Origin of the sequence: Mesorhizobium erdmanii, from assembly GCF_013170725.1 — a bacterium.
Lineage (GTDB): Bacteria > Pseudomonadota > Alphaproteobacteria > Rhizobiales > Rhizobiaceae > Mesorhizobium > Mesorhizobium erdmanii.
In genome coordinates this window covers 3,969,022-3,995,759 of the sequence record NZ_CP033361.1, presented here as the reverse complement: position 1 = coordinate 3,995,759, position 26,738 = coordinate 3,969,022, and the positions used below count along the sequence as shown (strand labels likewise).

Genomic DNA, 26,738 nt, shown 5'->3' with positions numbered 1-26,738 from the left:
TCCAAGGCCGCGGCCCTCTATATGCTTCAAAGTCCCATATCAGCCGATCGAGTTCAGCCGGGAGCTGCGGTTGGTTCATTGGTCGTCGTAGGCTCTGGCGGCGCGTCCCTGACCGTCTCCTGCTTCGAGCCGCCTCGAAGAGCAACGTAGATGGCGGGAATGACGAGAACTGTCAGCAGCGTCGACGAGGCGAGGCCAAACAGCAGCGAAATTGCCAAGCCCTGGAAAATCGGGTCGGTCAGGATGACTGCCGCCCCGATCATCGCTGCGATCGCGGTCAGCAGGATCGGCTTGAAGCGAATGGCGCCGGCCTCGAGCAAAACGTCGACCAGAGGCCTGTCGGTGCCCTTGGAGTGGCGAATGAAATCCACCAGCAGGATCGAGTTGCGCACGATGATGCCGGCAAGCGCGATGAAGCCGATCATCGAGGTGGCCGAGAACGGCGCGCCGAAGGCCCAATGGCCGAGCATGATGCCGATCAGGGTCAGCGGAATCGGCGTCAGGATAACCAGCGGCAGCCTGAACGAACCGAACTGCGCGACGACGAGAATGTAGATGCCCAGGATAGCCACTATGAAGGCCGCGCCCATGTCGCGGAAGGTGACCCATGTCACTTCCCACTCCCCGTCCCACAGAAGTGTAGGTTTGGATTCGTCGTCCGGTTGCCCGTGCAACGCGATCGTCGGTTTCGGCAGGTTACCCCAATCGGCCTTGGCAATGGCATCGTTGACGGCGAGCATGCCATAAACCGGCGCTTCGAACGCGCCCGCGAGTTCTCCCATTACCATCTCCGCGGGCCGGCCGTTGTGGCGAAAGATCGGGTAGGAGGCCGCCTCGCGCGTCACCCGCACGACATCGCCGAGTTCCACCACGTCGCGTGCGCCGGGCAGCGCGTTCGCCGGCACCGGCGTCGTCAGCGCGCGCTGATCAACCACGCCGCCGCTCTTCGAGAGCGCCACGCGGATCGGGATCGGTTGGCGGCCGCCGCCGCGGTGTGAGTAGCCGATCGTCGTGCCGCCGTAGAGGTAAGTTAGTGTGTCGTATACGTCGGACTGCTCGACCTTGTAGTATTCGAGGTTGTCCTGATTGATCGCCAGCCGCACGCGCTGCGGCTGGTTATGGAAGCTGTCGTCGACGTCGACGATAAACGGGATGGAGGCGAACGTCTCGCGCACCTTTGCCGCGACCGCGCGGCGCGTCTCGGCGTCAGGCCCATAAATCTCCGCGAGCAATGTCCCAAGCACCGGCGGACCAGGCGGCGGCTCGACCACCTTGATCACGGTGCCTTCTGGCATGGCAAGGCCTCTCAGCCGTTCGCGTAGATCGAGGGCGATGGCATGGCTTGGACGACTGCGGTCTCCCTTCCCCGCCAGGTTGACTGCAACGTCGCCCTGCTCGGGTCCGGAGCGAAGGTAGTAATGGCGCACCAGGCCGTTGAAGTTGAACGGCGCTGCCGTGCCGGCATAGGTCTGGAATGAAACCACCTCGGCCACGTCGGCCAGACGATCCACCACAGCCTGTAACAGCCGGTTTGTGTCTTCGACCGAGGAGCCTTTGGGCAGGTCCGCAACCACCTGCAATTCGGTTTTGTTGTCGAACGGCAGGAGCTTCACCGTGACGTGCTTGGTGTAGATGAGCACCATGGAAGCCATGGTCGCGGCGCCGACGACAAGCAGGAAGGTCCATGACCGGAACCGCGACTTCAGGATCGGCCTTGCGACTGCGATATAGGCGCGGCCGAGCGCGCCACCGGGGCTACTGGCGTCCTGGGCATGCGCCGAGCCTTGGCCCTTCTTGCCGAATTTCATCATCAGCCACGGCGTCAGCGTCACCGCGACGAAGAAGGAGAACAGCATTGCCGCAGAGGCGTTGGCCGGGATCGGGCTCATATAAGGGCCCATCAGGCCAGACACGAACAGCATTGGCAGGAGCGCCGCGACCACTGTGAGCGTCGCAACGATGGTCGGATTGCCGACCTCAGCCACGGCGTCGATCGCCGCCTGCTTGCGGGATCGCCCATCATCCATGGCCCAATGCCGGGCAATATTCTCGATCACCACGATCGCATCGTCGACGAGGATGCCGATGGAAAAGATCAGCGCGAACAGGCTGACGCGATTCAGCGTGTAGCCCATGATGCGCGAGGCAAACAACGTGAGCAGGATCGTCGTCGGGATGACAACGGCCACCACCAACGCCTCTCGCCAGCCGATAGCGACTGCGACCAGCACGACGATGGAGATCGTGGCAAGGCCGAGGTGGAAGAGCAGTTCGTTCGCCTTCTCGTTCGCGGTCTGGCCGTAGTCGCGGGTCACGACCATCTGGACGTCCTTGGGGAATATTTCACCCCGCACCTGGTCGAGACGTTTGACGATCGTATCGGCGATGACAACCGCGTTCGTGCCCGGCCGCTTTGCAACCGCCAGCGACACGGCCGGGGCCCGTTCAAGTCCCTTGTCGGACTTGACGATGTTGGTGACCCGGTTCTCGGCCGGCGACGTCGCCAACACGATTTTGGCCACGTCGCGCACATAGACCGGCCGCGCGTCCCGCGCGGTCAGAAGCAGATTGCCGATGTCGGCGAACGTCTGCAGTGTCTGGCCGGCGATCAGCACGCGCTGCTTGCCTTCGTCGCGCACCGTGCCGATCTGGAAGGATCTGTTGGCGCCGGCGACCTTGGCCGTCAACTGCTGCAGCGTGATGCCGTAAAGAGAGAGTTTTTCCGGATCCGGCTCGACCTGGATCTCTTCCGGCTGTTCGCCGACGATATAAGTCAGGCCAATATCCGGCAGCTTGGCGACCTCGACCTGAAGTTCATGCGCCAGCCGCGTGAGATCGGCCGAGGAATAGCGGCCGGCTGCCTCCGGCGTCGGTGTCAATGTCACCACCACAATCGCGACGTCGTCGATGCCACGCCCGACGATGAGCGGTTCGGGGATGCCGACCGGGATGCGATCCATATTGGCGCGAACCTTGTCGTGAACGCGCAAAACGGCGGCGTCGGAACTGGTTCCGACCTTGAAGCGTGCCGTCACCAGCGCGCCGTCGTCCACGGTTTGCGAATAAACGTGCTCGACACCGTCGATGCCCTTGATGATGGTTTCCAGCGGCTCGGTCACGAGCTTGACCGCATCCTCCGCCTTCAGCCCGTTGGCCGCTACATGGATGTCCACCATGGGCACGGAAATCTGCGGCTCCTCTTCGCGTGGCAGCGTGGCGAGCGCCACAAGCCCCAAGGCCAGCGCCGCCAACAGGAAGAGCGGCGTCAGCGGCGAGGCGATGAACGAGCGGGTGAGCCCGCCGGCAATGCCGAGTTTCATGGCAGGACGACCTTGTCGCCTTCGGCTAGGCCGGTCAGGACCTCGACCCGTGGCTGTCCGCCATCCTGGTATCGCTCGCCCAGCACGACTGCGACGCTGAGTGGTCCGTTAGCCGTATCGACGGTGATGTAGTCGATCCCATGCACCGTGCTGACCGCCTGCGGCGGCACGCCGAGGATGGTCCGCTTCGCCACCGGGATAGACACCAGCGTACGCTCGTTGACGAAGAAGTTGCCGATGTCGGCGACCTCTACGTCGGCGATGACGCGGCCGTTCTCGATCTCCGGATAAACCTTGGCGATGCGGCCCTGGCGGGCCTTGATGAAGACGCCATCCGTACCGGCGCCGCGTTCGGCGATATCGACCTGGGCTCCCTGCGCGATCTCGGTCGCATGCCGCTCCGGCAGCGACAGTCGCAGATAGTATTGGCCCGAGGCCACCCGGGCGACCGGTTCGCCCGCCATGATCACAGAGCCGGCCGTCACCGGAACCGTCAGCACTCGACCGTCGGCCGGTGCAAGGGTGTCGCCTTCCTTGGCGCTCTGCTGGGTAACGGCCTTTTCGGCAACCGCGGCCGCCAGCTGGGCGGTAATGACGTCGAACTGGGTCTGAGCCGCATCGACCCGGCTCTGTGTGGCGGCACCTTTGGCCAGCAGATCCTGGGCGCGCTGCAGATCGGTCTTGGCATTCTCCATCTGGGAATTGAGGGCACCGATCTTTGCATCGGCCGCGCGAAGCTGCAGAGCTATCTTGTCGTCGACGACGGTGGCGACCACGTCACCTTTCTTGACGACCTGGCCTTCCGTCACCCGCACCTGGGTGATGGTACCCGAAATGCGAGCGCGTGCCGGCACGATCGTGCGGCTCTCGACCTGGCCGAAGACAGCCTTCATTTCGGTGATGGTGGCGACCGCGACAGTGAAGTCCTCGGCTAGAGCGCCACCGCTGGCGAGCAGCGTGATGCCGAGCAGAAGCCCGTTGGCCAGGAAGAACCGTACGTATCTCATCGCAATGTGCCGCCCTCGGAACGAGTTGAAAGGACGGGAGGCGCGAGGGCACCTCCCGTATGGGACGCCAATCCTGGAAAGTCGGGGGCTACTTGAAGGCGACGCCGCTCTTGCAGCCGACTTTCTTGAAGACGATAGCCGCCGGGCACCAGCCCGTCACAGAAGCCTGCACCATATTGAGTCCGGCAAAGGCGGTTAGCAGGAACCAGTAGGGCGAATAGTAATAGCCGAGCGCGACGGAGATCAGCACCATGAACCCCGCAAACATCAGAACAGCCTTGTCGATCGTCATAATCTCGTCTCCTGAAATCTGCGCCGTGCCTATTCGGCAGGCTCCATGTGAATGGCCTTGAGCTTCTTGATACCGAGCAAGTCGAGTGCCAGTCCCTCGTAGAAGGTCTCGCTCTTGCCCTGACGGACCTTGTGCAGGAAGTATTTCTCGAACCCCACTTTGGCTGCGTGCACCCATTTGCCCTGCGACGACCAGTTGACGTTGCGTGGCGGGATCTGCGGCTGCGCCACGAAGGCGATGCCTTCGTCGCCGAAGTCGGCCAGGCAGACCGCATTCCAGGTCGCGACAGCCCGCGGTTCCTCGCCGCGCAGCAGTGCGCCAATGTTTTCCGCCGTCGCCGTGACCATGGATTCGATCATGAAGCCGGTCTTTGGAACACCAACCGGCAGCGGCGTCTTGCCGACTGGAGGAATGGCGACGCAGACGCCGATCGAAAAGACGTTCGGATAAGTCTGGTTCCGCTGATGCTTGTCGATCGTGACGAAGCCGCGCGGATTGACCAGGCCCTCTATGTCCTTCACCGCCGGCACGCCACGGAAGGCCGGAAGCATCATCGAGAAGGCGAACGGCAGGTCGTGTTTGGCCTTCACCGAACCGTCCTCGTTAACTTCCTCCACATGCATGGTTCCAGCGTCGACTGACGAGACCTTGGCGTTCGTGATCCATTTGATGTGCCGATCGCGCATGGCACTCTCGAGCAGGCCCTTGGTATCGCCGACGCCGTCCAGGCCGAGATGTCCGATATAGGGCTCCGGCGTCACGAACGTCATCGGCACCCGGTCGCGCACCTTGGCCCTCCGTAGCGCGGTGTCGAGGATGAAGGCGAATTCGTAGGCGGGTCCGTAGCAGGATGCCCCCTGCACGGCGCCGACGATCACAGGGCCTGGATTGCGGACGAGTTCATCGACCTTCGCCTTGGTGGCGGTCGCATGGTCGATATGGCAGATCGACTGAGTATATCCGGCAGGTCCGAGGCCGGGCACCTCATCGAATGCGAGGTCCGGCCCGGTTGCTATGATCAGGTAGTCGTAGTCGACAAACGTACCGTCATTGAGTTCGATCCGGTTTTCCTTCGGATACACTTTCTTGGCGCCCTCGGATTTGAGCGCGATGTCGCGTCGCTTGAAAACTGCGGCGAGATCGACGGTGATGTCGTCGCGTTTGCGCCAGCCGACCGCCACCCAGGGATTGGAAGGCACAAAGGAATAGGACGTGCCGAGATTGACGACAGTGAGGCTGTCCTCGCGGCGCAGCTTCTCTCGCATTTCATAGGCCATGATGGTTCCGCCAAGACCGGCTCCAAGGACGACGATGTGTGACATGGGGTTCCTCCCGATGTTTCTCGTTCCGCAATCTGACAGCAAGGCAGCAGGCTTGTGTTGATCTGGCTCAATTTGCCAAGGCCACGATTGTAGGTCGTTCCGTTCGCAAGCCAGGCTGATGGGCTTGCAATTAACATTCAAAGATTATAAATTCAAGAGTATGAATGTAAGAGAGATGATCCCGGCTTCGGGAAAGGCAGCGGATCTGCTCAGGAGCCTATCCCATCCCCAACGGCTTCTGGTCCTTTGCGCGTTGGGGAAGGATGAGCGCTCGGTGGCGGAGTTGCGCGAACTGCTTGGCATTGACCAGGTGCCGATGTCGCAGCAGCTCATGCGGTTGCGCGCTGACGGCTTGGTTGAATCGCGACGCGATGGCACGACCGTCTACTACCGCATCACCCGGTCAGAAGTCCTGACGGTGGTCGAAGCGCTTCACTCGGCTTTCTGCTCGTGACGATAAGCGATGGCGAAGGACCTTCGCCGTCGCTCGCGTCGTCCAATTGAGCCGAAGGCCTCGAAGATCTCAAAGGCGGCACCAGGTCGGATCCGCAAGAAACAGGAGAATTACAATGTTTGGATTTGGAAGGCGGTCGACAGCCAAGACCCTGACCCCGACGCAAGTGCGCCAGATGGGCGATGCCGTTACGCTCGTCGACGTCAGGGAAGACGGCGAGTGGGCGTCTGGGCATATAGCCGGCGCCATTCATATCCCTTTGGGCAAGCTTCGGGACGAGATGGACCGCATTCCATCCGGCAAACGCGTCGTGTTTTATTGCCACGCCGGCGGTCGGTCATCGCAGGCGATTGCCGTCGCCATGGCTGCGGGACAGCCGCACGATACGCATATGGGCGGCGGCATCAGTTCCTGGCGTGCCCAAGGGTTCCCGTCGTCAAGCTGATAGCGACGGGGTTTCCGTTCGGAGGTTTGATTTCGACGCCTCATGGTACTTCCAAGTGCTCAATCTGTTCGGAGGGCTGCGCACGAACCGCACGCAACTCATACCAGAGGGCATTCAGGATGCCGACCGTGGTGGCCAGTCCGAGGCCGAGGATCCAAGCGAAGTACCACATCGTTGCAAATCTCCAGTCTCTAATTCAATAGGCGGAGGAACCGGCGCCGCGCACGGAAGCTTCGCTGACCTTCCCCCAAAGCACGCTGTAGACCCACGCCGTGTAGGCAAGTACGAGCGGAAGGAAGATCACCGTTGCGATCAGCATGTTGCGCAGCGTCGCCCGGCTTGAGGATGCGTCGAACACGGCAAGCGAATGGCTCGGATTCGTGCTCGACGGCAGGATGATCGGGAACATCGCCAGACCGACAGTCGCGATGATGCAGAAAATGCCAAGTTTCGACGCCAAGAAGGTGAGGCCTTCGCGTCGCGCCCCGAACCCGGCGGCGGCGAGCAGCGGCGCCACGATGCCGAGCACGGGCACCAGGCACAGAGCCGGCGTCGCGTAGAAGTTGCGCAGCCAGCCGTTCGCGTTTGCGATCACGGTCTTGCCAAGCGGATTGGACGGGCCATCCCAGACGATGGCGCTCGTGACCTCATAGCCGCCGAGCAGCCCGAGCCAAACAAGCACGCCGCCCCCGGCGAACAGGACAGCAGCGGCCAGCGCGGCCTTGCCGCCAATGATGCGGGCGCGGTCAGCCACCGGCCCTTCCGCCTTAAAGGCCAGCCACGCCGCGCCGTGCATGACAAGCATGGAAAGCGAAACAAGGCCGCAATAGAGCGCCACCGGATTGAGCAGGCCAAACAGGGTACCCTCGTAGGACGGGCGCAAGTCGGTGGAAAAATGGAACGGCACGCCTTTCAGGGCATTGCCCACCGCCACGCCGAAGACGAGCGCCGGCACGGCGCCGCCGATGAACAGCGCCCAGTCCCAGTTCGAACGCCAGCGGGCGTCCTCCCGCTTGGAACGGTACTTGAAGGCAACCGGTCGCAGGATCATCGCGAACAGAACTAGGAACATTGCGAGGTAGAAGCCGGAGAAGCTCAACGCGTAGAGCGCTGGCCACGCGGCGAAGATGGCTCCGCCACCGAGCACGAACCAGACCTGATTGCCCTCCCAGACCGGTCCGATGGTGTTGATGGCAACACGACGCTCGATATCGGTTTTTGCGACGAAGGGTAGCAATGCCCCGACACCCATGTCAAAGCCGTCGGTGACCGCGAAGCCGATCAAAAGGACGCCAAGCAGCACCCACCACACAATCCGCAGCGTTTCATAGTTGAAGAGAAAATCGATCATCGTCATTCTTCCTTGCAGAGGGCTTATTGGGCGGCCGCGAGACGGATCCGTGTGCCTTCGCCAACGGGAGGCGCGACGTCCGCGCCGATAGCCGGACCTTTTGCTATCGCCTGCAGCATCAGCCGCACCTCGATCACGGCCAGCACCCCGTAGACGACGGTGAAGCCGAGGATGGTGATCAGGAGGTCAGGAATGCCGAGCTCGGACGTCGCCAGGAAAGTCGGCAGCGTCCCCTCGATGATCCATGGCTGCCGGCCAAATTCAGCAACAAACCAGCCGACCTCCGCGGCAATCCATGGCAGCGGCATCGCGATCAGCGCCATGCGCAACAGCCAGCGCGGCGCCTGCGTCTCGCGCATCGTGTGCCAGAGCGAGAGCGCAAAGACGGCAAGCAGCAGGAAGGCGCACAACACCATCAGACGGAAAGTGAAGAAGATCGCCGGCACTTCCGGCACGGTCGACCATGCCGCCTGCTTGATCTGGTCGTCATTGGCCAGCCGCGGATCCTCGATGTAGCGCTTGAGCAGCAAGGCGTAGCCAAGATCCTTGCTTGTCGCGTCGAAGCTTGCGCGTGCCGCCGTGTCGCCATGGTTGACCTTGAGCTTTTCAAGCGCATCATAGGCGGTCAGCCCATTGCGGATGCGCGCCTCGGCCTTGTGGACGAGTTCGAAGATGCCAGGGATTTCCTTGTCGATCGAGCGCGTGCCGATAAGGCCCATGACCCAAGGGATATGCACGGCGAAATGGGTCGTGCGATCGCTCATGCTGGGAATGCCGAATGCGGTGAACGAGGCGGGAGCCGGCTCGGTCTCCCACATCGCCTCCATGGCGGCGAGCTTCATTTTCTGGTTGTCGGTGATGGCGTAGCCGCTCTCGTCGCCGAGCACGATGACGGACAACGAAGATGCGATGCCGAAAGCCGAGGCGATAACGAAGGAGCGCTTGGCGAGATCGAGGTGCCGTCCGCGCAGCATATAGAACGCAGAGACGCCGAGCACGAAGACGGCACCGCAGACATAGCCCGCCGAAACCGTATGAACGAATTTAGCCTGCGCGACCGGGTTGAAGATGACGGCGACGAAGTCGGTTACTTCCATGCGCATCGTGTCGGGATTGAAGACCGAGCCGACGGGATTCTGCATCCAGCCATTGGCGATCAGGATCCACAGCGCCGAGAAATTGGTGCCCAGCGCCACAAGCCACGTGACTACGAGATGCGCGCGCGCCGAGAGCCTTTCCCAGCCGAAGAAGAACAGGCCGACGAAAGTCGCCTCCAGGAAGAACGCCATCAGCCCTTCGATTGCCAGGGGCGCACCGAAGACGTCGCCGACATAATGGGAGTAGTACGCCCAGTTCATGCCGAACTGGAATTCCATGGTAAGGCCGGTAGCGACACCGAGCGCAAAGTTGATGCCGAATAGCACGCCCCAGAATTTCACCATGTCGCGCCAGATGGTGCGACCGGTCATGACGTAGACCGTCTCCATCATCGCAAGCATGATCGACAAGCCCAGCGTCAGCGGGACGAACAGGAAGTGGTACATGGCCGTCAGCGCGAATTGCAGCCGCGACAGTTCCACGAGCAATGGGCTGGTCATGCGAGAACTCCGTCAAAGCATCATCTTCGATAACTCCGTTCTGACGCCGAGCCTTTGACGTGCATCAATTCGCTCATGGCCTTGGCATGAGATTGAACTGTCATGCTCAAGGCCGCTCTGATTCGTCGTGACAAACATCCAACGGCGGTAGCCAATTCCGAGGCGCTCACCCCCGGCAGGACGCTGTGCGTCGCGCACGGCCTGGTCGCCCCCGGCTTGCGTTCCGCCCTTGCATTGCAAGCAGCGCGCGCCGTGCTGCGGCTTGCAATGATCGGCCTGGCGGCCATATTCGTGGGTGAGATGATCTCTGGCCGAGCCAACTGGCCGATGCTCGGCGCGGCCTTGGCCAGCCTTATCCTCGGCTCGTTGATCGGCCTGGTGGCCGACCGCGCTATTGCCAATACGGAACTGAAAGTCGCCAACGGCCTGCTTGAGGCGGTGCGCGGCGCCCTCGCCGCGGCTTCTCCAGGCGACATCCAGGCGATGCCACTCGGAACATTGATCGCAGGACTTCAACGCTATCCGCAAGCCGTGGCTGGCCTGGCGGTCGGACATCGCCTTGCGTCGATCATGCTGGGGTTGGGGCCCCTACTTGCCGCAGCCGCGATCATGGCCATCTCGTGGGAGGCGGCATTGGCGCTCATCTTGCTGACCCCTGTGATGATTGTCTTCTTCGTCCTCATCGGCGGTGCGATCCGCAGCGGCGCCGAGGTGCAGGAGAAGGCCTTCGGTCGCCTCGCCGCCCAGTTTGCCGATCGCATCCGCACCTTGCCGACAATCTTGGGGAACCATGCGCTGATGCGCGAAAGGCGCAAGCTCGCGGCGCGGCTGGACACTTATGCCTCAGGCACGATGAGCGTGCTCAGGATCGCATTCCTCAATACCGGCATCATCGACTTCTTCTCGTCGCTGTCGATCGCAATCCTCGCCGTGTTTCTCGGCCTCGGACATCTCAAGCTCATCAGCGTCCCAGGCTTTGCCGGCCTTGAGCTCTGGCAAAGCCTGTTCATCCTCATGATCGCGCCGGAGTATTTCGTCCCGTTCCGACGTTATGCCGAGCAATATCACGCCAAGGCGGAGGGCCTCGCCGCGGCGACCGCGCTCGACACGCTTGTGCTGGCACGTCGTCAGCAATCCCCGGCTTTCGAAGCCGCCAAAGCCACCCGCGACCTGGCCGATACGGCATCGCCCCTGCCACGGACCGGACTGGTGGCCATCACCGGACCGAGCGGATCGGGCAAGTCCACCCTGCTGCGCCATCTAGCCGGGATCGGCCCCGCGCCATCCATCGATCCGGAGGTCGATGCCTCGCCGGACGTCGCATGGTGCTCTACCGATATCTATGTACCGGAAGGCACGCTTGACGCCGCCATCGCGTGGCAAAACGGTCCCTGTTGCCGAACCCGGCTGCTGCTTGCAGCAGGCAATGTCGGCCTTCTCGACGACATGCTTCTGCCGGGCGGGCTTGATGCGTCGATCAAGGCTGGCGGTGAAAACCTATCTGGTGGGCAACGGCTGCGTATCGGCCTGGCGCGCGCACTGATTTCGGGCCGCGCTATCTTCGCCGACGAGCCGACCGCCAAGCTTGACCCCGCCAATGCCGCGATGGTGCGCCAGGCGCTCGTGGAGGCAGCGCGCACCCGGCTCGTACTGGTGGCCACGCACGACAGGAGCCTGGCCTTGCTTGCCGGCAGAACGATCGACCTCGAGATGGGCAACAGGCAAGCACGGGAGCGAGCCGGATGAATGACAGCACGTCTCCGATCGTCCCCGAAACCAAGACTGGCCCTTTGGAAGAGGCCAGCCGGCACAGGGCCCCGTGGCGGTTCGCCCTTGTTCTTGCGTTTGCCTCCCTGGCAGGCGGAATCCTGCTGACCGGCGTGTCCGTCTGGTTTCTCGGCGCCGTCGCGCTGGCGGGCCTGACGCCCGCCGCCCTGACGTTCAACTTCCATGTGCCGGCCGCATTCATACGCCTGTTCGCACTGACGCGGACGGCGGCCAAATATGGCGAGCGCGTCGTCGGCCATCAGGCGGCGCTCACCGATCAGGTTCTGCGCCGCTCGACGTTGTTCGCCGCGATGGCGGCGGCACCGTCCGTGCGCAAGGCTGGCTGGCAGCTCGGCAATCAGGACCGTCTTGCCGACTATCTAGATGACGTCGAGGACGTGGATTATGCGCGCCTGCGCGTCAGCCTGCCGGTAGCGACGCTTGGCATGGCCATTCTATTGCTGATCGCCGCGACTTTATGGGTGGCACCGATGGCGATGGCGCCGATCCTGCTCCTCATCGCCGTAAACATGTTCGGGGTTCGCGTCCTGGCAAGCCGAACCGACGCCGATCTGGCGGCCATGCGCCAAAGCAGGCAACAGGCCTCCCGCCTGCTCGGCTCCGCGATACAGGCCGTCGTGCCACTGCAGGGCGAACGCCGCTGGGGCCCGTTGCTCGACGAGCCGTTTGACGGTTACGCCAATGCCCAGACGCGCGCGTTGGTGCTCCGCCACCGGCAGGCACTGCTCGACACGCTGGCCAACTGCCTTGCGCCATGTGCAATGCTGAGCATTCTGGTGTCCGCCTGGTTGTCAGGTCTGCGTGGCGAGGCACTGTTGCCGCCTGCCCTACTGGCCTTCGCCTGGCTGGCCGTCGCTGAATCCGTGCTGGCCGCATCGAAGATCGTCGTCGCCTTCGTACGCGAGAAAACTGCTCGGTCGGCTCTGGCTAAATGGAGCACGCCTCACAGCGTAACGCGCCAGCATGTCGCGGAACCGATTTCGTCGTTGACGTTGGACCGATTGCCACGCCGCGCACCGGATGGCCGGCTGATCGGCAGGCCAATCAGCGCGACCCTCAAGGCCGGCAGGCCAACTGTCCTGCATGGCGCCAGCGGTTGCGGCAAGACCTCCCTGTTGAAACAGGTCGCTGGCTGGCTCGACGGCGGTGACGACTTCGTTCTGGGCGATGGCATCGAGCTCAACGTGGATGTGCGCCGCTCCATGAGTTGCTTCTGCGCCCACGACGCCACGGTTCTGGCCGACACCGTGCGCGAGAACCTGTTTGCCCCGCACGCCAGCGACGCTGAGTTGTGGCGCGCGCTGGACGCAGTGGAACTCCAGGGCCGGATCAGGGCCGCTGGCGGCCTTGATGGATGGATCACGCAAGATGTGCTGTCACTCGGTGAGGCGCAAAGGTTGAACCTCGCCCGCGCATGGCTTTCCGACAGGCCCGTCATGCTCCTGGACGAACCGACCGAGCATCTCGCGGCCGAACAGGGCAAGCGCATCCTCGACGCGCTGCTGCTGCGGCTGCGGCAACGCATCGTCATCCTTTCGAGCCACGACGAACTGGCACCGAGCGGAGCCACGGCGGTTAGGTTGCAATGACGGCGAATGGCTCCGGTTGAATGGGCTGGTACAACCGGCCCATTTTCAATCAATCCTACTCAACGGATTCCTCCTCGGCGGGTGCCGGGGTCTCATCCGGTAGGATTTGCGGTCCGACCCGGTCGGCAACGAGCATCGAAAGCATCATCTCGACGAGGCCATTGGCGGCCCCCTTCTCGCCACCGGTCGCGCCGATCTGGATTTGCGGCACAAGCGGCAGTCGGCCATTCTCGATCGCCTCGGCGAAGCGCATCAGAACCTGCGAGTTGAGCTGATAGTCCGGGCCGCCGAAGGCCGCGACCTTCTTCTGCGTGGCCTCGGCCTCCGCCAGGCCTACGGCGCGCACCCTCTCGGCATCCGCAAAACCGGTCGCCTTGATGCGTTCGGCATCGGCAAGCGCGATAGCCTTGATCATGTCGGCCTCGCCCTGGCCGGCGAGACGCACCTTCTCGGCTTCCGCCTTGGCAGTGACCTGAATGGTTTCCGCCTGCTGGCGGGTGCGGGCGAGTTGCGCCTTGCCCTCGTTCTCACTGATCTCGATGGTAAGAGCCGACGTCGTGATCTTGGCTTGCTGTTCGGCGAGCGCCTCCTTCTCTCGCAACGTGCGCTCCTGAATGGCCGCTTTCTCCTGCAATTTGTAAGTCTCGACCTTTTCGACTGCGATCTGGCGCTCGCGCAGCTGGATCAGGATCTGCTCTATACTGTTCTGGCCATTGGCGGCACGGGGCGTGCCGATCAACACTTCCTGCAGTTCGAGGCTGTAGGAATTGAATTTTTCGCGCATCTCCTCGCCCGATTTGCGCTGGATATCGCTACGCTCCTGCAGAAGCTGGATCAGCGTCTTTGTCTGGGCGATATTCTTGAAGTAGGCGGAAGCCATCGGATCGAGCGTTTGTTCTACCAACCGCTTGATGTCACCGAAACGCTGCACCACGAGCGGCGCCTTCATATAGTCGATATGCACGACGACGGAGAGCGGCAGCACGGGCTCGAACGCGTCCTTGGTGATCAACGACACCTCAGACAGGTTCTCATCCAGCCTGTGTTCGCCGAACTGCTCCTTCGTCCATTTGAGCACGAAGTTTGTGGTCGGCACCGTGATGATGTTGCCGGCATAGGTATTGAATGCATACTTGCCTGGCAGCAGCGGTGTCGACCAGACGCCGCGTGCGCCGATCTCGACCAACTCGCCGTGACGGTATGCCTGCCCGGATATGTCCGTGCCGTGGCGGCCGTTGTAAGAGACGACGACACCCACCGTGCCAACGTCAATGATCGTCTTTTCGACCAGTTCGACGGTCGCGAAAATGCGGTTGAGGAAGTAGCTGCCGTCGGCCAGCACCTGTAATTGCCGGCCACGGTAGCCACCGGCACCGAGAAACTTCTCCGGGTCCTGGAAATTGTTGTGGAAGTTCGGGTCGTTCGGATCGTTGGCGACGGTCGGTGCGATGATCTCGCCGTCCGGCAGGGCCGGACCGTCATGGATGGTGACGATACCGATCATGTCCTCGGCATTATGGATGACGACGGGCTCAAAGCCGCCGCGCTCCGAGATCATGCTGGACATATTGCTGAAAAGGTTCTGTTCCGACGAGCTCAGATTGACGGCATAGATCGACTGAGCGGTCAGCACGATGAACTGCGCGAGATTGATGGCATAGGTGCCTTCACGCAAGATCTTGCGTTGCGGTCCTTTCTGTCCACCTTTTTCGAGAAAACCGCGCACATCCTGGAAATCATCGGCGTCAGTGTTGGAAGCAAGTGTCTGCGTCGGAGGCAGCGGCTTGCCATCACGGGCAAAGACGTAGCCGATCTGACCCTGCGGGATGGTGACCAGATTGGCGCGATGCATCGAATATTGGAACGGCATGAAGAAATGCAGGCCACCGCGCACGACTTCCGGCTGGTAGCCTGCCTCACGGTTGAGCGCAATGAAGCCATTGCTGACGGAGCCGCGAAAACTCCATAGTTTTTCCAGGATGCCGAGCCTGTCGTTTGGGATGTAGCGGACCACGCCGCTCCACCAGAACAGGATTGCCAGCACGATGACGGGCACGGCTATCTCGATCGCCATCCATTCCATTGGGCCGAGATATTGCAGGGCTTCCATCTTTCTCTCCTATGGGGCGCGCGGGTTCGTTCACCCGAGGGCCACCCGGTTGGTGTTGATTCATGAAGCGGGGAGATTGCGCACCGACACGCTCGACGCACCAAGGGCGTGCCGAACGTTAGGGCTGCTCATTGTATGGGAAAATGACCGCGCGTCCCGAGTCCCCGGTGAGGGGTGGCGTGGCCGCGAGCTATGTCACATCGGTGTTGCCTTGATAGACATTACAACAAACGAACTAGGGATCGCGGCTGCAGGTTTAAAGATATTCCGCGTGAAAATCGTATAAGTATTTTCAATGCTTTCTCTATTTCGAAAGCGTGGAAATTGGCTTTTCGAAGGTGGCTTTATAAGTTGGCAGGGCGCGAAATGGCGCCGCGTTGAAAGCTGAACGGCATGCTGTGTTTAAGGTTGTCATTCGGCAGGAGCGGCGATTTACCAAATCCATCAAGCCAGGAACGCACTCAGTCCCGCCGTCGATAAAGTGTCCAATCAATGCCCGAAAAGCCCCAGGCTGTGGCGGCGTCGGTACGTTCAAAGGCGAGGACACAGCTCGACGAAGGTTGGACATATTGGAACTGCTCATGAGCGCCACCTTCGAGGATGAGCCAGTCTGGAGGTTGCGAGCACATTTTGTCCGCGGGCACCAATGATGCCTGGCGCCCAAGACGGCCGGCGAAATAATCGACGACAATTCCGGTTCGCAGATCATGACCGCTGGCGTAGGTGCTGTCGCCGTTAGGCGTCATCTGGTCTACCATCCTGGAATAGGAGCCGCGGCCGTGTTCATAGAATTGAAGCAGCGAGCTTGTATTGCCGACCAACATTGCCGCCAGGGCGGCTGCGGAAACTAAAAAACCCCTTCCCCCCGCCTGGAAGCCACGCCCCAGCAATTCGCCGACGACAAGAAGCAGCAGCGTCCCGCTGACGAGAAAGTAGCGCGGAAACCCGACATTCGGCAGATGCGCGGCTGCCATCAGCAAAGGCAGCCCGACGGTCCCTATCACATAAAGGCTGGTCCGGCGATCGCGCCAAAGGCAGGCGGAAACAAGCACCAGACCGCAAGCCGTGCCTATACAAATCCAGTCACTCATCAACGACGGCAGGCCGAACAAATAGCGGATCATTCCGCCGTATCCCTGCGCGAATGTCTGCAGCGAAAACGATGAAACGCCGCCGAATTGGAACCCGTACACCTGGCTGCCAAGGAGCACGCAAGCGGCGAGCGGAAGCACCGCCAAAAAGGCCGGTGCGAAAATCAGACCAACCTCGAGATTGGTGGAGGCAAGGCTGCCGGTGCGTGACCACGCAAGCCATGAAGCCCAGGCCACAAGGATCACCACCGTTTCCGCCATGGTCAGATGAGACAGGAAGCCGACTAAGACAATCGCGGCGAAACCGATGGCTGACCCGCGATTGTCGAGCCGGCGTTCCAGAAACAGCACGGAAAGCAGCGTGAACATCACGAGGCCAGCATAGCCTCTCGCCTCGGAACCGTAGTGGACCATCGGGTAGCTCGTCGCAAACAGCACGCTGGTAACGATGGCTGTGCGCCAACCGCGTGACGCCGCCACCAGGCCGGCGGCAAGGACAGCGCCAACGCCCAAGGCCACCGACAGGCCACGTTGAAGCAATGACGAGGCGTTGGGGCCGATCAGATACAGATAGGCTGAGTTGAGGAAATGATTGTTGTCGTGATTTATGCGCCAGAATATCTGGTCGATCGAGGTTAGCGGCTCAAGCAGCGCAAAAGTCCAGATCTCATCGAGCCAGAGATCGCCGCGCGCGCCCAACAGGCGCAAGACCAAAGCCGCCGTCGCGATCACCAGCATTGCCAGCACTGACCCGGCGGACCATCGCTGGACGACGCCGTCGATGTCCTGCGGGGAGATGCGGGCCGCGACGGTCAGATCATCCGCCGCCGGCACCATCGCGTTTCTGGGCTTCGGCAACATTGCCGCATCACCTCGTTGCCAGCAGCGGTAACATATCCGTGACGGTCTGATAAGGGATTGCGAAGATACAGATCAAGAAAATCTTCTCTCTATTTGTAAGCAGTATCTAATTTACACTTTGATGTATTGTATATGTATGGGTATGATTCCCCTAGCCCTCATCGGAACAGATAATTCTGCGGCGAGGCCAAGTATGCGCACGACCGGACATGCCGAAGCCGATCGAGATAGACTGCATCCCAGCAATGGAGATACCGCCATGAATGCGCCGAGCGCAGGAAAGACCGCCTACGACCCACAGCAATTGGAACCCATGCTGATGGCGAGACAGCATGCGGGCGATGTCGATGGCATGGTCGCCCTGTTCGAGGCGGATGCCGTGATCGACTGCGGCGACGGACGTTTTCTGCGCGGCCGCGAAGTCATCCGTGACTACTATGCCGAAATCGCTGCGTCAGGACGGAAGTTTGCCGTGGGAGAACAGCGGCCTGCGCTCATTTGCGGCGACCTCGCGCTCACCTCCACCCGTCTTCCCGATGGAGACATAACGGCCGAGGTTGCGCGGCGTCAAAGCGACGGCACCTGGCTTTGGGTGATCGACCACTATTGCGTCGCTTGGGATTAACGCCTCGGCCGGAGGCCTCAGGTTGCGCCCGTCCGCGAAGTCACTACTGCGGACGCAACAAAAAACACTGCATCCGCTACGGATGCAGATTTTAGCGTTCGGCAATCCGGTGCGGCTAACGCCGCAGCTCGTATACGCCCGCCATGGTCTCGCCGGCGACGGGCAGCGCCATGTCGTCGTCCAGAAGCCGCGTGATACGGGCAAAGCCGGTAAACGCTTTCCTGGCTTCCTCCGCCGACATCTGGCCCGACAAAGCGGCCGCGCAGCAATTCAGCGCGCACTGATACACAGGCCCACGTCTTCCCGTTGGCCATTTACGCAAGAAAACCATCGCCTCGGCGACACTATCCACTTCTTCTACAGGATGCCCCTGCCCGCGCGAGATTCGCACGGGGGAAAAGAAATGCAGGTAGTCCATCGTTTCCTCCCGGTCGATCGCGATGCCGCTCGATCGAACCCAATGAAACGCGCCGCACAGCACTTGGTTCCGCCCAGAAAACAGAATCTTTCAAAATCTTTTGATCGATGGGTGCCGGCTAAACGGTCGGGAAATGACAGGCAACTTTGCCGCCGGGTCGATACTCCCTCAACTCCGGCCGCTCGGTGCGGCATCGCTCGACCGCGATTGGGCATCGAGGATGAAAACGGCAACCGGATGGCGGCTTGAGCGGGCTCGGCACGTCGCCACTGAGGATGATACGCTTGCGCGTCCCGGTGGGGGTCGTCTCGACGACGGGAACCGCCGAGATCAATGCCTGGCTGTAAGGATGGGCTGGCGCCGCGAACACCTCCTCCGCCGGCCCTTCCTCGACGATCGAACCGAGATACATGACCGCGATGCGCGTCGACACCTGACGCACCACCGACAGGTCATGGGCGATGAAGATGTAGGTGAGGTTCAGTTTTTCCTGCAGGTCGGCGAGCAGGTTGACGATCTGCGCCTGCACCGACACGTCGAGCGCCGAGACCGGTTCGTCCAACACGACGAGATCGGGATTGAGCGCTATCGCCCGCGCAATGCCGACGCGCTGGCGCTGGCCGCCGGAGAATTCGTGCGGATACCGCATGACATGGTCGGGCAGCAGTCCGACGAGATCGAACAGTTCAGCGACGCGGGCGGTGATCTCGCGGGACGAGAGCTTGCCATGGATGCGCAGCGGCTCGGCCACCAGGTCGCCGACGCGCCGGCGCGGATTGAGCGAGGCCGACGGATCCTGGAAGACCATTTGCAGGCGCCGCCGCAGCGGTCTGAGTTCGGACAGCGATTTCGAGGTGATGTCGTCGCCTTCGAACAGCAGCGCGCCGTCCGATATGTCGTAGAGCCTGACCAGGCAGCGCGCCAGCGTGGATTTGCCGCATCCGGATTCGCCCACCAGCCCGACCGTCTCGCCGCGCCGCACGGTCAGGGAAACATTGTCGACCGCATGGACGGTTCGCAGGCCCTCGGCGGAAAAACGGGAGCCGATCGAAAAACGCTTGCCCAGCGAACGCGTCTCGAGGATCGGGCGGTCTTTGTCGGTCATCGGCCCGCTCATGCCTGCGCCACCCGGAAGCACGCCGCGGCGTGGGTGCCGATGCCGAGGTCGGGCTTGCTGATCGCGCAAGGTTCGTAGTGAACCGGGCAGCGCGGACCGAAAGCACAGCCTTGCGGCAACCGCAGCAGCGATGGCGGTGAGCCGGGAATGGCAGGCAGGCGGCGCGGCTTTTCGCCGGTCAGCGGCGGGATCGAACCGAGCAGCGCACGCGTATAAGGATGTCGCGGGTCGGAAAACAGCTCCATGCGGCTGCCGCGCTCCACCACGCGCCCGGCATACATCACCATCACGCGGTCGGCGAGTTCGGAAACCACGCCCATGTCGTGCGTGATGAAGACCACCGCCGACTTGTGTGTCGCGCGCAGCTTGCGCACGAGATCGAGGATACCGGCTTGAACGGTGACGTCGAGCGCCGTGGTCGGCTCGTCAGCCACCAGCAGCGCCGGATTGCACGACAGCGCCATGGCGATCACCGCCCGCTGCCGCATGCCACCGGAAAGCTGGTGCGGATAGCGCGACATCGCCTCGTGCGGGTTGGGAAAATTCACCTCGGCCAGCAGTTCTTCGACGCGCTCCATCGCCTTGGCCTTGCTGATGCTGCGATGCGCGCGGATCTGTTCGGCGATCTGCCAGCCGATCGTGTAGACCGGCGTTAGCGCCGTCATCGGATCCTGGAAGATCATCGCAATCTCGTTGCCGCGCAGGCGCCTCAGTTCGCGTGGTGGCAGTCCCACCAGCTCGCGGCCCTTGTAGCGGATCGAGCCTTCGATGCTGGCGTTGGGGTCGGTGATGAGCCCCATGACGGCCAGCAGCGAAACCGTCTTGCCGGAGCCGGATTCGCCGACGACGCCGAGGATCTCGCTTTCGCCGAGGTCGAAGGACACCCCGTCGATCGCCCGCACCAGCCCGGCATCGGTGCGGAAGGAGACTTTGAGATCGCGCACCGACAGTATCATGAAGTCCTCAGGCGCGGATCGAGAAGAATGTAGACGAAATCGACGACCGCATTGGCGATGACCACGAACATGGACGCGTACATCACCGTCGCCATGATCATCGGCAGATCGAGGTTCTGCAGCGCGTCATAGGTGAGCTTGCCGATGCCATGCAGTCCGAACACCACTTCGGTCAGCAGCGCCGAGCCGCCCACCAACGCGCCGAAGTCGAGGCCGAACAAGGTGACGAAGGCGATGAGTGACGTGCGCAAGGCATGGCGCAGCAGGATGCGCGTTTCCGACAGGCCCTTGGCCCGCGCCGTGCGGATAAAATCCTCCTGCAGGGATTCGATGATCGCCGCGCGCAACACGCGCCCGTAAATGCCGATATAGAGAATGGCCAGCGTGATCCACGGAATGACCAGGGTCAGAAACCAGCCTTTCGGGTCGTCGGAGAAATTCTTGTAGCCGAGCGGCGGCACCCAGGAGAACGCCCAGCTGTCGTGGTAGCGGCTCTGGGTGATCAGGTTCATCACCTCGCCCAGCCAATAGACCGGCATGGAAATGCCAAGCAGGCCAAGAGCCATCAGCAGCTTGTCCAGCCAGCTGTCGCGCGTGGCGGCGGCGACGATGCCGATGACGATGGAGACGACCACCCACAGGATGGCCGCGCCGAACACCAGCGAGAGCGTGACGGGAATGGAATCCATCACCGCCGGCACCACCTTCCAGCCGCGGTTGACGAAGGAAGTCAGATCGCCGGTAACGAAGATCTTCTCCATCATCTTCACATATTGCACGTAGAGCGGCCGGTCGAAGCCAAAGGAGTGGCGCACCGCTTCCAGCACTTCGGGCGAGGCGTTGCGGCCGGCGATGCGCGCCGCCGGGTCGGCACCCGGCGTCGCGAAGAAAATCAGGAAGACGATGACCGAGATGCCGAACATCACGAACAGCATCTGGCCGAAACGGCGCAGGATGGCATAAAACATCAGTCGCGCCCCAGCCGAACCTTGGAGCGCGGGTCGAGCGCGTCGCGCAGGCCGTCGCCGAAGACATTGAGCGCCATCACCGAAACGGCAATCGCTAGGCCCGGCACCAGCGCCACCAGCGGCCTCGTGTAGAGCAGCGCCTGTCCGTCCTGGATGATGGTGCCCCAGCTGGCGGCTGGCGGCTGCACGCCGATCGACAGGAAGGACAGCGCCGATTCCGTCAGCATGTTCAGCGCCATCATCAGCGGCACGAAGACGATGAGCGTGGTGGTGATATTGGGCAGGATATCGCGCCACAAGATGCGCCATCCCGGCACACCCAGATTGATCGCGGCGAGCACGAACTCGCTGTGGCGCAGCGACAGAACCTGCCCGCGTATCGGGCGCGCGACGTAAGGCACATAGACGATGCCGATGATGATGATCGGCAGCCACAAGCTGCCGGATTCGATATCGATCGGTCCGATCCTGATGCCTTGCGAGATGGTGACGATGGAAAGCGAAATCGCCAAGAGATAGATTGGGAATGCCCAGAGAATGTCGAGCAGGCGCGACAACACCGTGTCGGTGATGCCGCCGAAATAGCCGGCGATCAATCCGGCCAACGTGCCGATCATCAGCGTGAAGAGGGTGGCAGCCCCGGCGATCAGCAGCGAGCTCAGCCCTCCATAAAGCATTCTCGCCATGACATCGCGGCCCTGGCTGTCGGCGCCGAGGAAATAGTTGCCGAGCTGCCAGGTTGGGCCGATCGGCGTATAGCCGAGGCCTAGCCCTTCGGTCGACGGCTCCATTACGGGAACGTCGGCGCCGTCGATCTGGATGACGGCGTCGAGCGTCGAGGCGAAGGGGTCCGTGCCCGCCCATTTCGCATAAAGAGGTGCGCTGAAACAGGCGATGACGATCAGCAGGAACACGGCCAGGCACGCCATAGCGGCCCTGTCCGTTGCCAGTTTCGCAAACGCGACGGCCCAGGGCCCTCGCGTCTTGCGCGGCATGGCTGCGACTTGGTTGGACACGGGTATGTGCCTTGCGCGGTTCGTTACTGCACCCAGGCCCCTTACTGCACCCAGGATTGGGTGACAATCCAGTTGAACTGCGGGTTGAACTTGAAATTGCCGATGCGCTTGCTGACGAAATCAAGCCGCTTCGGCGTGAACAGGCCGACGGCGGCCGCCTTGTCCGTGACCTGCCTGTCGACTTCGGCCCACAATTTGTCGGCCGCCTTCTGGTCGGTCACGCCGAGATCCAGCGCCTTCTGCATCTTGGCGTCGATATCCTTGTCGCAGAAGCCTGAGATGTTGATCGAAGCGTCAGAGCCTTCGCGGTAGGACGCGCAGGAGAACAGGATGTTCAGGAAGTCCGAAGCCGCCGGATAGTCCTTGTACCACTGGGTGACGGACATCTGCACCTTGTTGTTGGTGTTCTGGATGTAGGTGAACTGCAGATTGGACGATATCGGCTTGACGTCGGCGACATAGCCGATGCTGGTCAGCACGCTCTGCAGATAGACGCCGATCGACCGTGAAATGGCGGTGTCCTCGACGATGATGGTCACCTTCTGGCCCTTGGTGCCGGAGTCCTCGACGAGCTGCTTGGCCTTGTCGAGATCAGGCGCCGACCATTTGGCACCGGGATCCTTGGTGAAGGGGCAGTAGTCTTCGTGGCCGGGGAAGTCCGGCGGCAGCACCTGGCAGACCGGCGATGCCAGCACCTTGCCACCGAACAGCTTGACCAGCGTGTTGCGGTCGACCGCAAAGGCAACGGCCTGACGCGCCTTTTCATTGTCGAACGGAGCCATGCGGGTGTTCAACGATGCGTACCACCATGCCGAAAGGGGCGAGATGTGCAATTGGTCCATGGACTTGCTGCCAAGTTCGCCGAGGCGGTCGCTGGGCAGCGCGTCGAACATCCAGTCCGCCTCGCCGTTCTGGATCGCGGTGACGGCCGCCTCCTCGGACAGGCCGAAATCATATTGTACGACATCCGGGTAACCGTCCGGCTGGGCTTCCTCGCTCCACTGCTTGAAATTGGGGTTGCGGGAAACCGTCATGCCCTTGTTGGGGTCGAAGGCGGAGATCATGTAGGGACCGGTGCTCGGGATGGGCTTGGAGCCCATGTCTTCCGTGGGCGTGTCCGCCGGCAGGATCACAGCATGCGGTAATGCCAGCTTGTAGAGGATCTCTGCGTCCGGCTTGACGAGATTGAGGGTAATGGTGCCTGCCGCTTCGTCGGCGACAATGCCGCCTTCAAGCGTGCAGCTCTTGGTGTCGGCCAGGCATTTGTCGGCTCCGACAATACCGGCATAGAAGGTGCCGGAGGTCGGCCCGGAGACCTTGAAGATGCGCTGGAAGGAAGCGACGACGTCCTTGAGGCCAAGCTCCTGGCCGTTGGAGAACTTGATGCCCTTGCGCAGCTTGAAGGTGAAGGTCTTGCCGTCATTGCTGACTACAGGCAACGCCTCGGCCAGGTCGGCAACTACGGAGAAGCCGTCCTTGCCCTCGGCTTTGCGGAAGGTGACCAGTCCGTCATACACCGGCTGGTACATCTGCCAGCCCTGGTCCGTGTAATTGATATGCGGATCGAGTGTTCCGGCCGCCGATCGGGCGAGCAGGCGAATGGTGCCGCCTCGGTGTTCCTTGAGGTATTCGGCTTGTGCCGGAGCGAGCCATGCGCCGGCCAGCAATGCAGCGGCCGATGCCGCCAAAAGCAGTTTCTTCATGTCGTTATTCCCCTTTTCTCAGTTGTCGTTGTCGTCCAGAAAATCTCCCACAACCTGCATGCATGCCTCTTGCTCCTCGACATGCGGCATGTGGCTGGAATGCTCGAATATCTCCCAGCGCGATCCCTTGATGCCGTCCTTGAAGGGCTGCACGGTCGCAGGCGTGGCCTCGTCGTGGCGCCCGGAGATGATCAGCGTGGGAATCTCGATGGCCTGCAGGCGATCGACGATGCTCCAATTCTTCAGGGTTCCGATGACGTGAAACTCGTTCGGCCCGTTCATCAGATGATAGACGGTCGGATTGCGTGCGATCTGGGCGAAGGTCTCGGTCACTTCGGGCGGGAAAGGCACGCGGCAGACATGCCGTTCGTAGAACCGCATCGTGGCTTCCTGGTAGGCCGGGTCGTCCGTCGTGCCGGCCTGCTCGTGGCGGGTCAGCGTCTCCTGCACATCCCCAGGTAGGTCGGCGCGCAACCTGTTGGCCTCTTCGACCCACAGCTTCATGGAAGCCGGTGAGTTGGCGATGGTGAGCGACTTCAAGCCCTTTGGCCGCGTAACCCCATATTCGGCGCCCAGCATGCCACCCCAGCTCTGGCCGAGCACGTGGAAGCCGCGGCGGATGCCGAGATGGTCGACCAGGTTTTCAAGCTCGTCGATGAACAGTTTTGGCGTCCAGAACTCGGCGCCTTTTTCAGGCAGCAACGTCGAATTGCCGCAGCCCAGCTGATCGTAATGGATGACGGCGCGGCCCTGTTGGGCGAGCAGCTTGTAAGCATCGACGTAATTGTGAGCGGCGCCCGGCCCGCCGTGCAGGATAACGACCGGAGCCTTGTCGGCATCGAGCTCGCCGCAGATGCGATACCAGGTTTCGTAGCCGCAGAAAGCGGCCCGCCCTTCCTTGCCTGCGATTTCGGACATTGCGGTTCCCTGCGTGGTTGAAGACATGCTGTTTGCCGCCTAGCTCGCAGTCCGGCCGGACTGCACCCACTCTTCCAGCATCTGCACGCCGAACGCCGTCGCGCCTTCCCTGCCCAAGGGCCGATCCTTCTCGGCCAACTCCTTGCCGGCGATGTCGAGATGCACCCAGGGGCGGTCTTCGGTGAAATGGCGCAGGAAGGCCGCCGCATAGGGAGCGTCGCCATCTTCCATGTCCTTGGCGTGGTGCCGGAGATCGGCGAATGGCGATTGCAGGCCCTCGTCATAGGCCCGGTCGAGCGGCAACTGCCAGAACCGCTCGCCGACGTTTTCGCCTGCAGCGATCATTTGCGAGGCGATGGCATCGTCGGTGCTGAACAGGCCGGCAAAGATCGATCCGAGGCCGCGCATCACCGAATAGGTCAGCGTCGCCAGATCGACGATTACCGAGGGGTTGAAGCGCGAGGCGGCGTAATAGAGGCAATCGGCCAGGATCAGGCGCCCTTCGGCGTCCGTGTCGAAAACCTCGACCGTCTGTCCCGACGCCGTCGTGATGATGTCGCGGGGCTTGAGCGCGGTGCCGGACGGCATGTTCTCGGCGATGCCAAGGATGCCGACGGCGTGTACCGGGCTGCCTTGCCGGGCGAGCGCGATCAGCAGGCCGACCACCGCCGCCGCCCCGCCCATATCGGCCTTCATGTCGAACATCTGCTCGCCGCGCTTGATGCAGAGCCCACCGGAATCGAAACAGACGCCCTTGCCGACGAAAGCCATCGGTTGGGAAGGAGCACTCTTGCCGCGATAGCGCAGCACCGCCACGCGCGGCGGTCGCACCGAGCCGGAGCCTACGGCCAGGATCGCATTCATCCCGAGTTCCTTCAGCCGCGCCGGATCGAGTATCTCGACATCGATGCCGGCTTCGCGCAGCGGCTCCAGATGATCGTGGAAACTGTCGGGGTGGAGATGGTTCGGCGGCAGGTTGACCAGTGTGCGCGCATATTCGACGCCATCGGCAATGGCATTGATCCGCACCAGCGCTGGGGTCAGGTCCGCGCCGGCTGCCCCGATCAGCTGCACCCGCAACGTCCGATCCGAGCCCGCGCCCTGGCGCCGGTTGCGCATGTCGAAACGGTAGCGCCGCAGCCGCATGCCAAGCGCGATGCGCGCCAGGATTTCCGCACCCGGCAGGTCGACGCCAGCGATTGGGTCCAGGACAAGCGTGGCGCCGCATTCGCCCTTGCCTTCCAGATGCGCGGCAAGCAAACCGCCGGCGCGTGCCAGTGAGAGGGCGCTCACGGCTTCGGCTTTGCCCAGGGCCAGGACGATGACCCGCCGGGCCGACACGGCCTGCGGGGCGATGAGATCGATGCAGGTTCCGGAATCGGCCAAGGCCGCCGGATCGGAGCAGGCACGCAACAGGATCCCGCCCATCTCAGCGTCCAGTGCCGCCGCCCGCGGGCCAAAGCCTGTCTCAGCGGTTTGCAGGATCACGACGACGGAGGTTTCCGCGGAAATCCCGTCAGCCGCTTCAAAGACCGGCACTGGCGATTGAGGCATGGACTGGCATTCTCCCGTTTGCTGATGACTCCGGCCTCGGCGCGGCATGCATTGTGCGCAAAGCTTCGCCCGCCGACGGCTAAACCGGTCTGGCCGGTCTCTGCCGTTGGTGGAATGGTGCCGGAGGCCCCAAATAACTGTTTTCAGATGGCGACTTAGTCGCTCTTGCCTTTGGGTAGCGCCGAACGGCCCAGGCGATCAAACGCCAATTTTGCCCAAGTCGATTGACAAAAAC

General features: G+C 62.2%; 22 protein-coding genes. 5 read left to right on the top strand and 17 right to left on the bottom strand.

The genetic code is table 11. The annotated features are described in order from the left end of the window. Positions 1-53: 53 nt before the first annotated feature. The 4 genes from EB233_RS19315 to EB233_RS19300 all read right to left on the bottom strand — a co-directional run bounded on the left by EB233_RS19315 (position 54) and on the right by EB233_RS19300 (position 5,941). Entirely contained in the window at positions 54-3,320 is a 3,267-nt protein-coding gene (locus EB233_RS19315; protein WP_064988665.1) for an efflux RND transporter permease subunit, read from the bottom strand. Beyond that, on the bottom strand, positions 3,317-4,327 hold the full coding sequence (locus EB233_RS19310) for an efflux RND transporter periplasmic adaptor subunit (RefSeq protein ID WP_064988664.1): 1,011 nt from the start codon (positions 4,325-4,327) through the stop codon (positions 3,317-3,319). The genes EB233_RS19315 and EB233_RS19310 overlap by 4 nt, the downstream gene beginning before the upstream one ends. Before the next feature lie 88 nt (positions 4,328-4,415). Continuing rightward, on the bottom strand, positions 4,416-4,619 hold the full coding sequence (locus EB233_RS19305) for a YgaP family membrane protein (protein ID WP_027051833.1): 204 nt from the start codon (positions 4,617-4,619) through the stop codon (positions 4,416-4,418). 29 nt (positions 4,620-4,648) lie between these two features. Beyond that, positions 4,649-5,941 carry an NAD(P)/FAD-dependent oxidoreductase gene (locus EB233_RS19300; protein ID WP_064988663.1) on the bottom strand — a complete coding sequence of 431 codons (1,293 nt, stop codon included), beginning with the start codon at positions 5,939-5,941 and terminating at the stop codon, positions 4,649-4,651. A gap of 124 nt (positions 5,942-6,065) precedes the next feature. On the opposite strand from EB233_RS19300, the gene EB233_RS19295 reads away from it, so the two are divergent. Further along, positions 6,066-6,395, top strand: coding sequence for an ArsR/SmtB family transcription factor (locus tag EB233_RS19295; protein ID WP_032916921.1), 330 nt, complete (start codon positions 6,066-6,068; stop codon positions 6,393-6,395). 115 nt (positions 6,396-6,510) lie between these two features. Then, positions 6,511-6,840 carry a rhodanese-like domain-containing protein gene (locus EB233_RS19290; RefSeq protein ID WP_064988662.1) on the top strand — a complete coding sequence of 110 codons (330 nt, stop codon included), beginning with the start codon at positions 6,511-6,513 and terminating at the stop codon, positions 6,838-6,840. Between the two features lie 40 nt (positions 6,841-6,880). Here the strand turns inward: EB233_RS19290 and cydX are convergent, their stop codons facing one another. Genes cydX through EB233_RS19275 form a run of 3 tightly spaced genes read right to left on the bottom strand, consistent with a single transcriptional unit; the run spans position 6,881 to position 9,789 of the window. Continuing rightward, entirely contained in the window at positions 6,881-7,012 is a 132-nt protein-coding gene (gene cydX, locus EB233_RS19285) for a cytochrome bd-I oxidase subunit CydX (RefSeq protein WP_027051837.1), read from the bottom strand. A gap of 24 nt (positions 7,013-7,036) precedes the next feature. Continuing rightward, entirely contained in the window at positions 7,037-8,191 is a 1,155-nt protein-coding gene (gene cydB / locus EB233_RS19280; protein WP_064988661.1) for a cytochrome d ubiquinol oxidase subunit II, read from the bottom strand. A gap of 23 nt (positions 8,192-8,214) precedes the next feature. Then, positions 8,215-9,789 (bottom strand): cytochrome ubiquinol oxidase subunit I, encoded by a 1,575-nt coding sequence (locus EB233_RS19275; protein ID WP_064988660.1) that lies wholly within the window; start codon positions 9,787-9,789, stop codon positions 8,215-8,217. Positions 9,790-9,891: 102 nt separating this feature from the next. On the opposite strand from EB233_RS19275, the gene EB233_RS19270 reads away from it, so the two are divergent. Further along, positions 9,892-11,535 (top strand): ABC transporter transmembrane domain-containing protein, encoded by a 1,644-nt coding sequence (locus EB233_RS19270; RefSeq protein ID WP_064988659.1) that lies wholly within the window; start codon positions 9,892-9,894, stop codon positions 11,533-11,535. Next, positions 11,532-13,166, top strand: coding sequence for an ATP-binding cassette domain-containing protein (locus EB233_RS19265; RefSeq protein ID WP_064988658.1), 1,635 nt, complete (start codon positions 11,532-11,534; stop codon positions 13,164-13,166). Before EB233_RS19270 ends, EB233_RS19265 begins: the two co-directional genes overlap by 4 nt. A 55-nt stretch (positions 13,167-13,221) precedes the next feature. Here EB233_RS19265 and EB233_RS19260 read toward each other — a convergent pair whose 3' ends face one another. Together EB233_RS19260 and EB233_RS19255 are read right to left on the bottom strand one after the other, a co-directional pair. Then, a complete protein-coding gene (locus EB233_RS19260) occupies positions 13,222-15,276 on the bottom strand; it encodes an SPFH domain-containing protein (RefSeq protein ID WP_064988657.1) in 2,055 nt (684 codons plus the stop codon). Positions 15,277-15,737: 461 nt separating this feature from the next. Continuing rightward, the gene (locus tag EB233_RS19255) at positions 15,738-17,228 is read right to left on the bottom strand and encodes a hypothetical protein (RefSeq protein WP_155765300.1); all 1,491 of its coding nucleotides are present in this window, start codon (positions 17,226-17,228) and stop codon (positions 15,738-15,740) included. A 259-nt stretch (positions 17,229-17,487) separates the two neighbouring features. Here EB233_RS19255 and EB233_RS19250 point away from each other — a divergent pair, with 259 nt between their 5' ends. Next, positions 17,488-17,853, top strand: coding sequence for a YybH family protein (locus EB233_RS19250; RefSeq protein WP_064988655.1), 366 nt, complete (start codon positions 17,488-17,490; stop codon positions 17,851-17,853). A 115-nt stretch (positions 17,854-17,968) separates the two neighbouring features. On the opposite strand, the gene EB233_RS19245 is transcribed toward EB233_RS19250, so the two are convergent. The 8 genes from EB233_RS19245 to EB233_RS19210 all read right to left on the bottom strand — a co-directional run bounded on the left by EB233_RS19245 (position 17,969) and on the right by EB233_RS19210 (position 26,503). Then, complete coding sequence (locus EB233_RS19245; RefSeq protein WP_064988854.1) at positions 17,969-18,271, bottom strand: DUF982 domain-containing protein; 303 nt, start codon at positions 18,269-18,271, stop codon at positions 17,969-17,971. A 118-nt stretch (positions 18,272-18,389) separates the two neighbouring features. After that, positions 18,390-19,376 (bottom strand): ABC transporter ATP-binding protein, encoded by a 987-nt coding sequence (locus tag EB233_RS19240; protein ID WP_064988853.1) that lies wholly within the window; start codon positions 19,374-19,376, stop codon positions 18,390-18,392. A gap of 8 nt (positions 19,377-19,384) precedes the next feature. Next, the gene (locus EB233_RS19235) at positions 19,385-20,344 is read right to left on the bottom strand and encodes an ABC transporter ATP-binding protein (RefSeq protein ID WP_064988654.1); all 960 of its coding nucleotides are present in this window, start codon (positions 20,342-20,344) and stop codon (positions 19,385-19,387) included. Next, positions 20,341-21,312 carry an ABC transporter permease gene (locus tag EB233_RS19230; RefSeq protein WP_064988653.1) on the bottom strand — a complete coding sequence of 324 codons (972 nt, stop codon included), beginning with the start codon at positions 21,310-21,312 and terminating at the stop codon, positions 20,341-20,343. The genes EB233_RS19235 and EB233_RS19230 overlap by 4 nt, the downstream gene beginning before the upstream one ends. Further along, entirely contained in the window at positions 21,312-22,328 is a 1,017-nt protein-coding gene (locus EB233_RS19225; RefSeq protein ID WP_064988652.1) for an ABC transporter permease, read from the bottom strand. The genes EB233_RS19230 and EB233_RS19225 overlap by 1 nt, the downstream gene beginning before the upstream one ends. 41 nt (positions 22,329-22,369) lie before the next feature. Then, entirely contained in the window at positions 22,370-24,031 is a 1,662-nt protein-coding gene (locus EB233_RS19220; RefSeq protein ID WP_064988651.1) for an ABC transporter substrate-binding protein, read from the bottom strand. A gap of 18 nt (positions 24,032-24,049) precedes the next feature. Continuing rightward, positions 24,050-24,949 (bottom strand): proline iminopeptidase-family hydrolase, encoded by a 900-nt coding sequence (locus tag EB233_RS19215; RefSeq protein ID WP_064988650.1) that lies wholly within the window; start codon positions 24,947-24,949, stop codon positions 24,050-24,052. A 39-nt stretch (positions 24,950-24,988) separates the two neighbouring features. Further along, on the bottom strand, positions 24,989-26,503 hold the full coding sequence (locus EB233_RS19210) for a leucyl aminopeptidase (protein ID WP_064988649.1): 1,515 nt from the start codon (positions 26,501-26,503) through the stop codon (positions 24,989-24,991). Positions 26,504-26,738 lie beyond the last annotated feature (235 nt).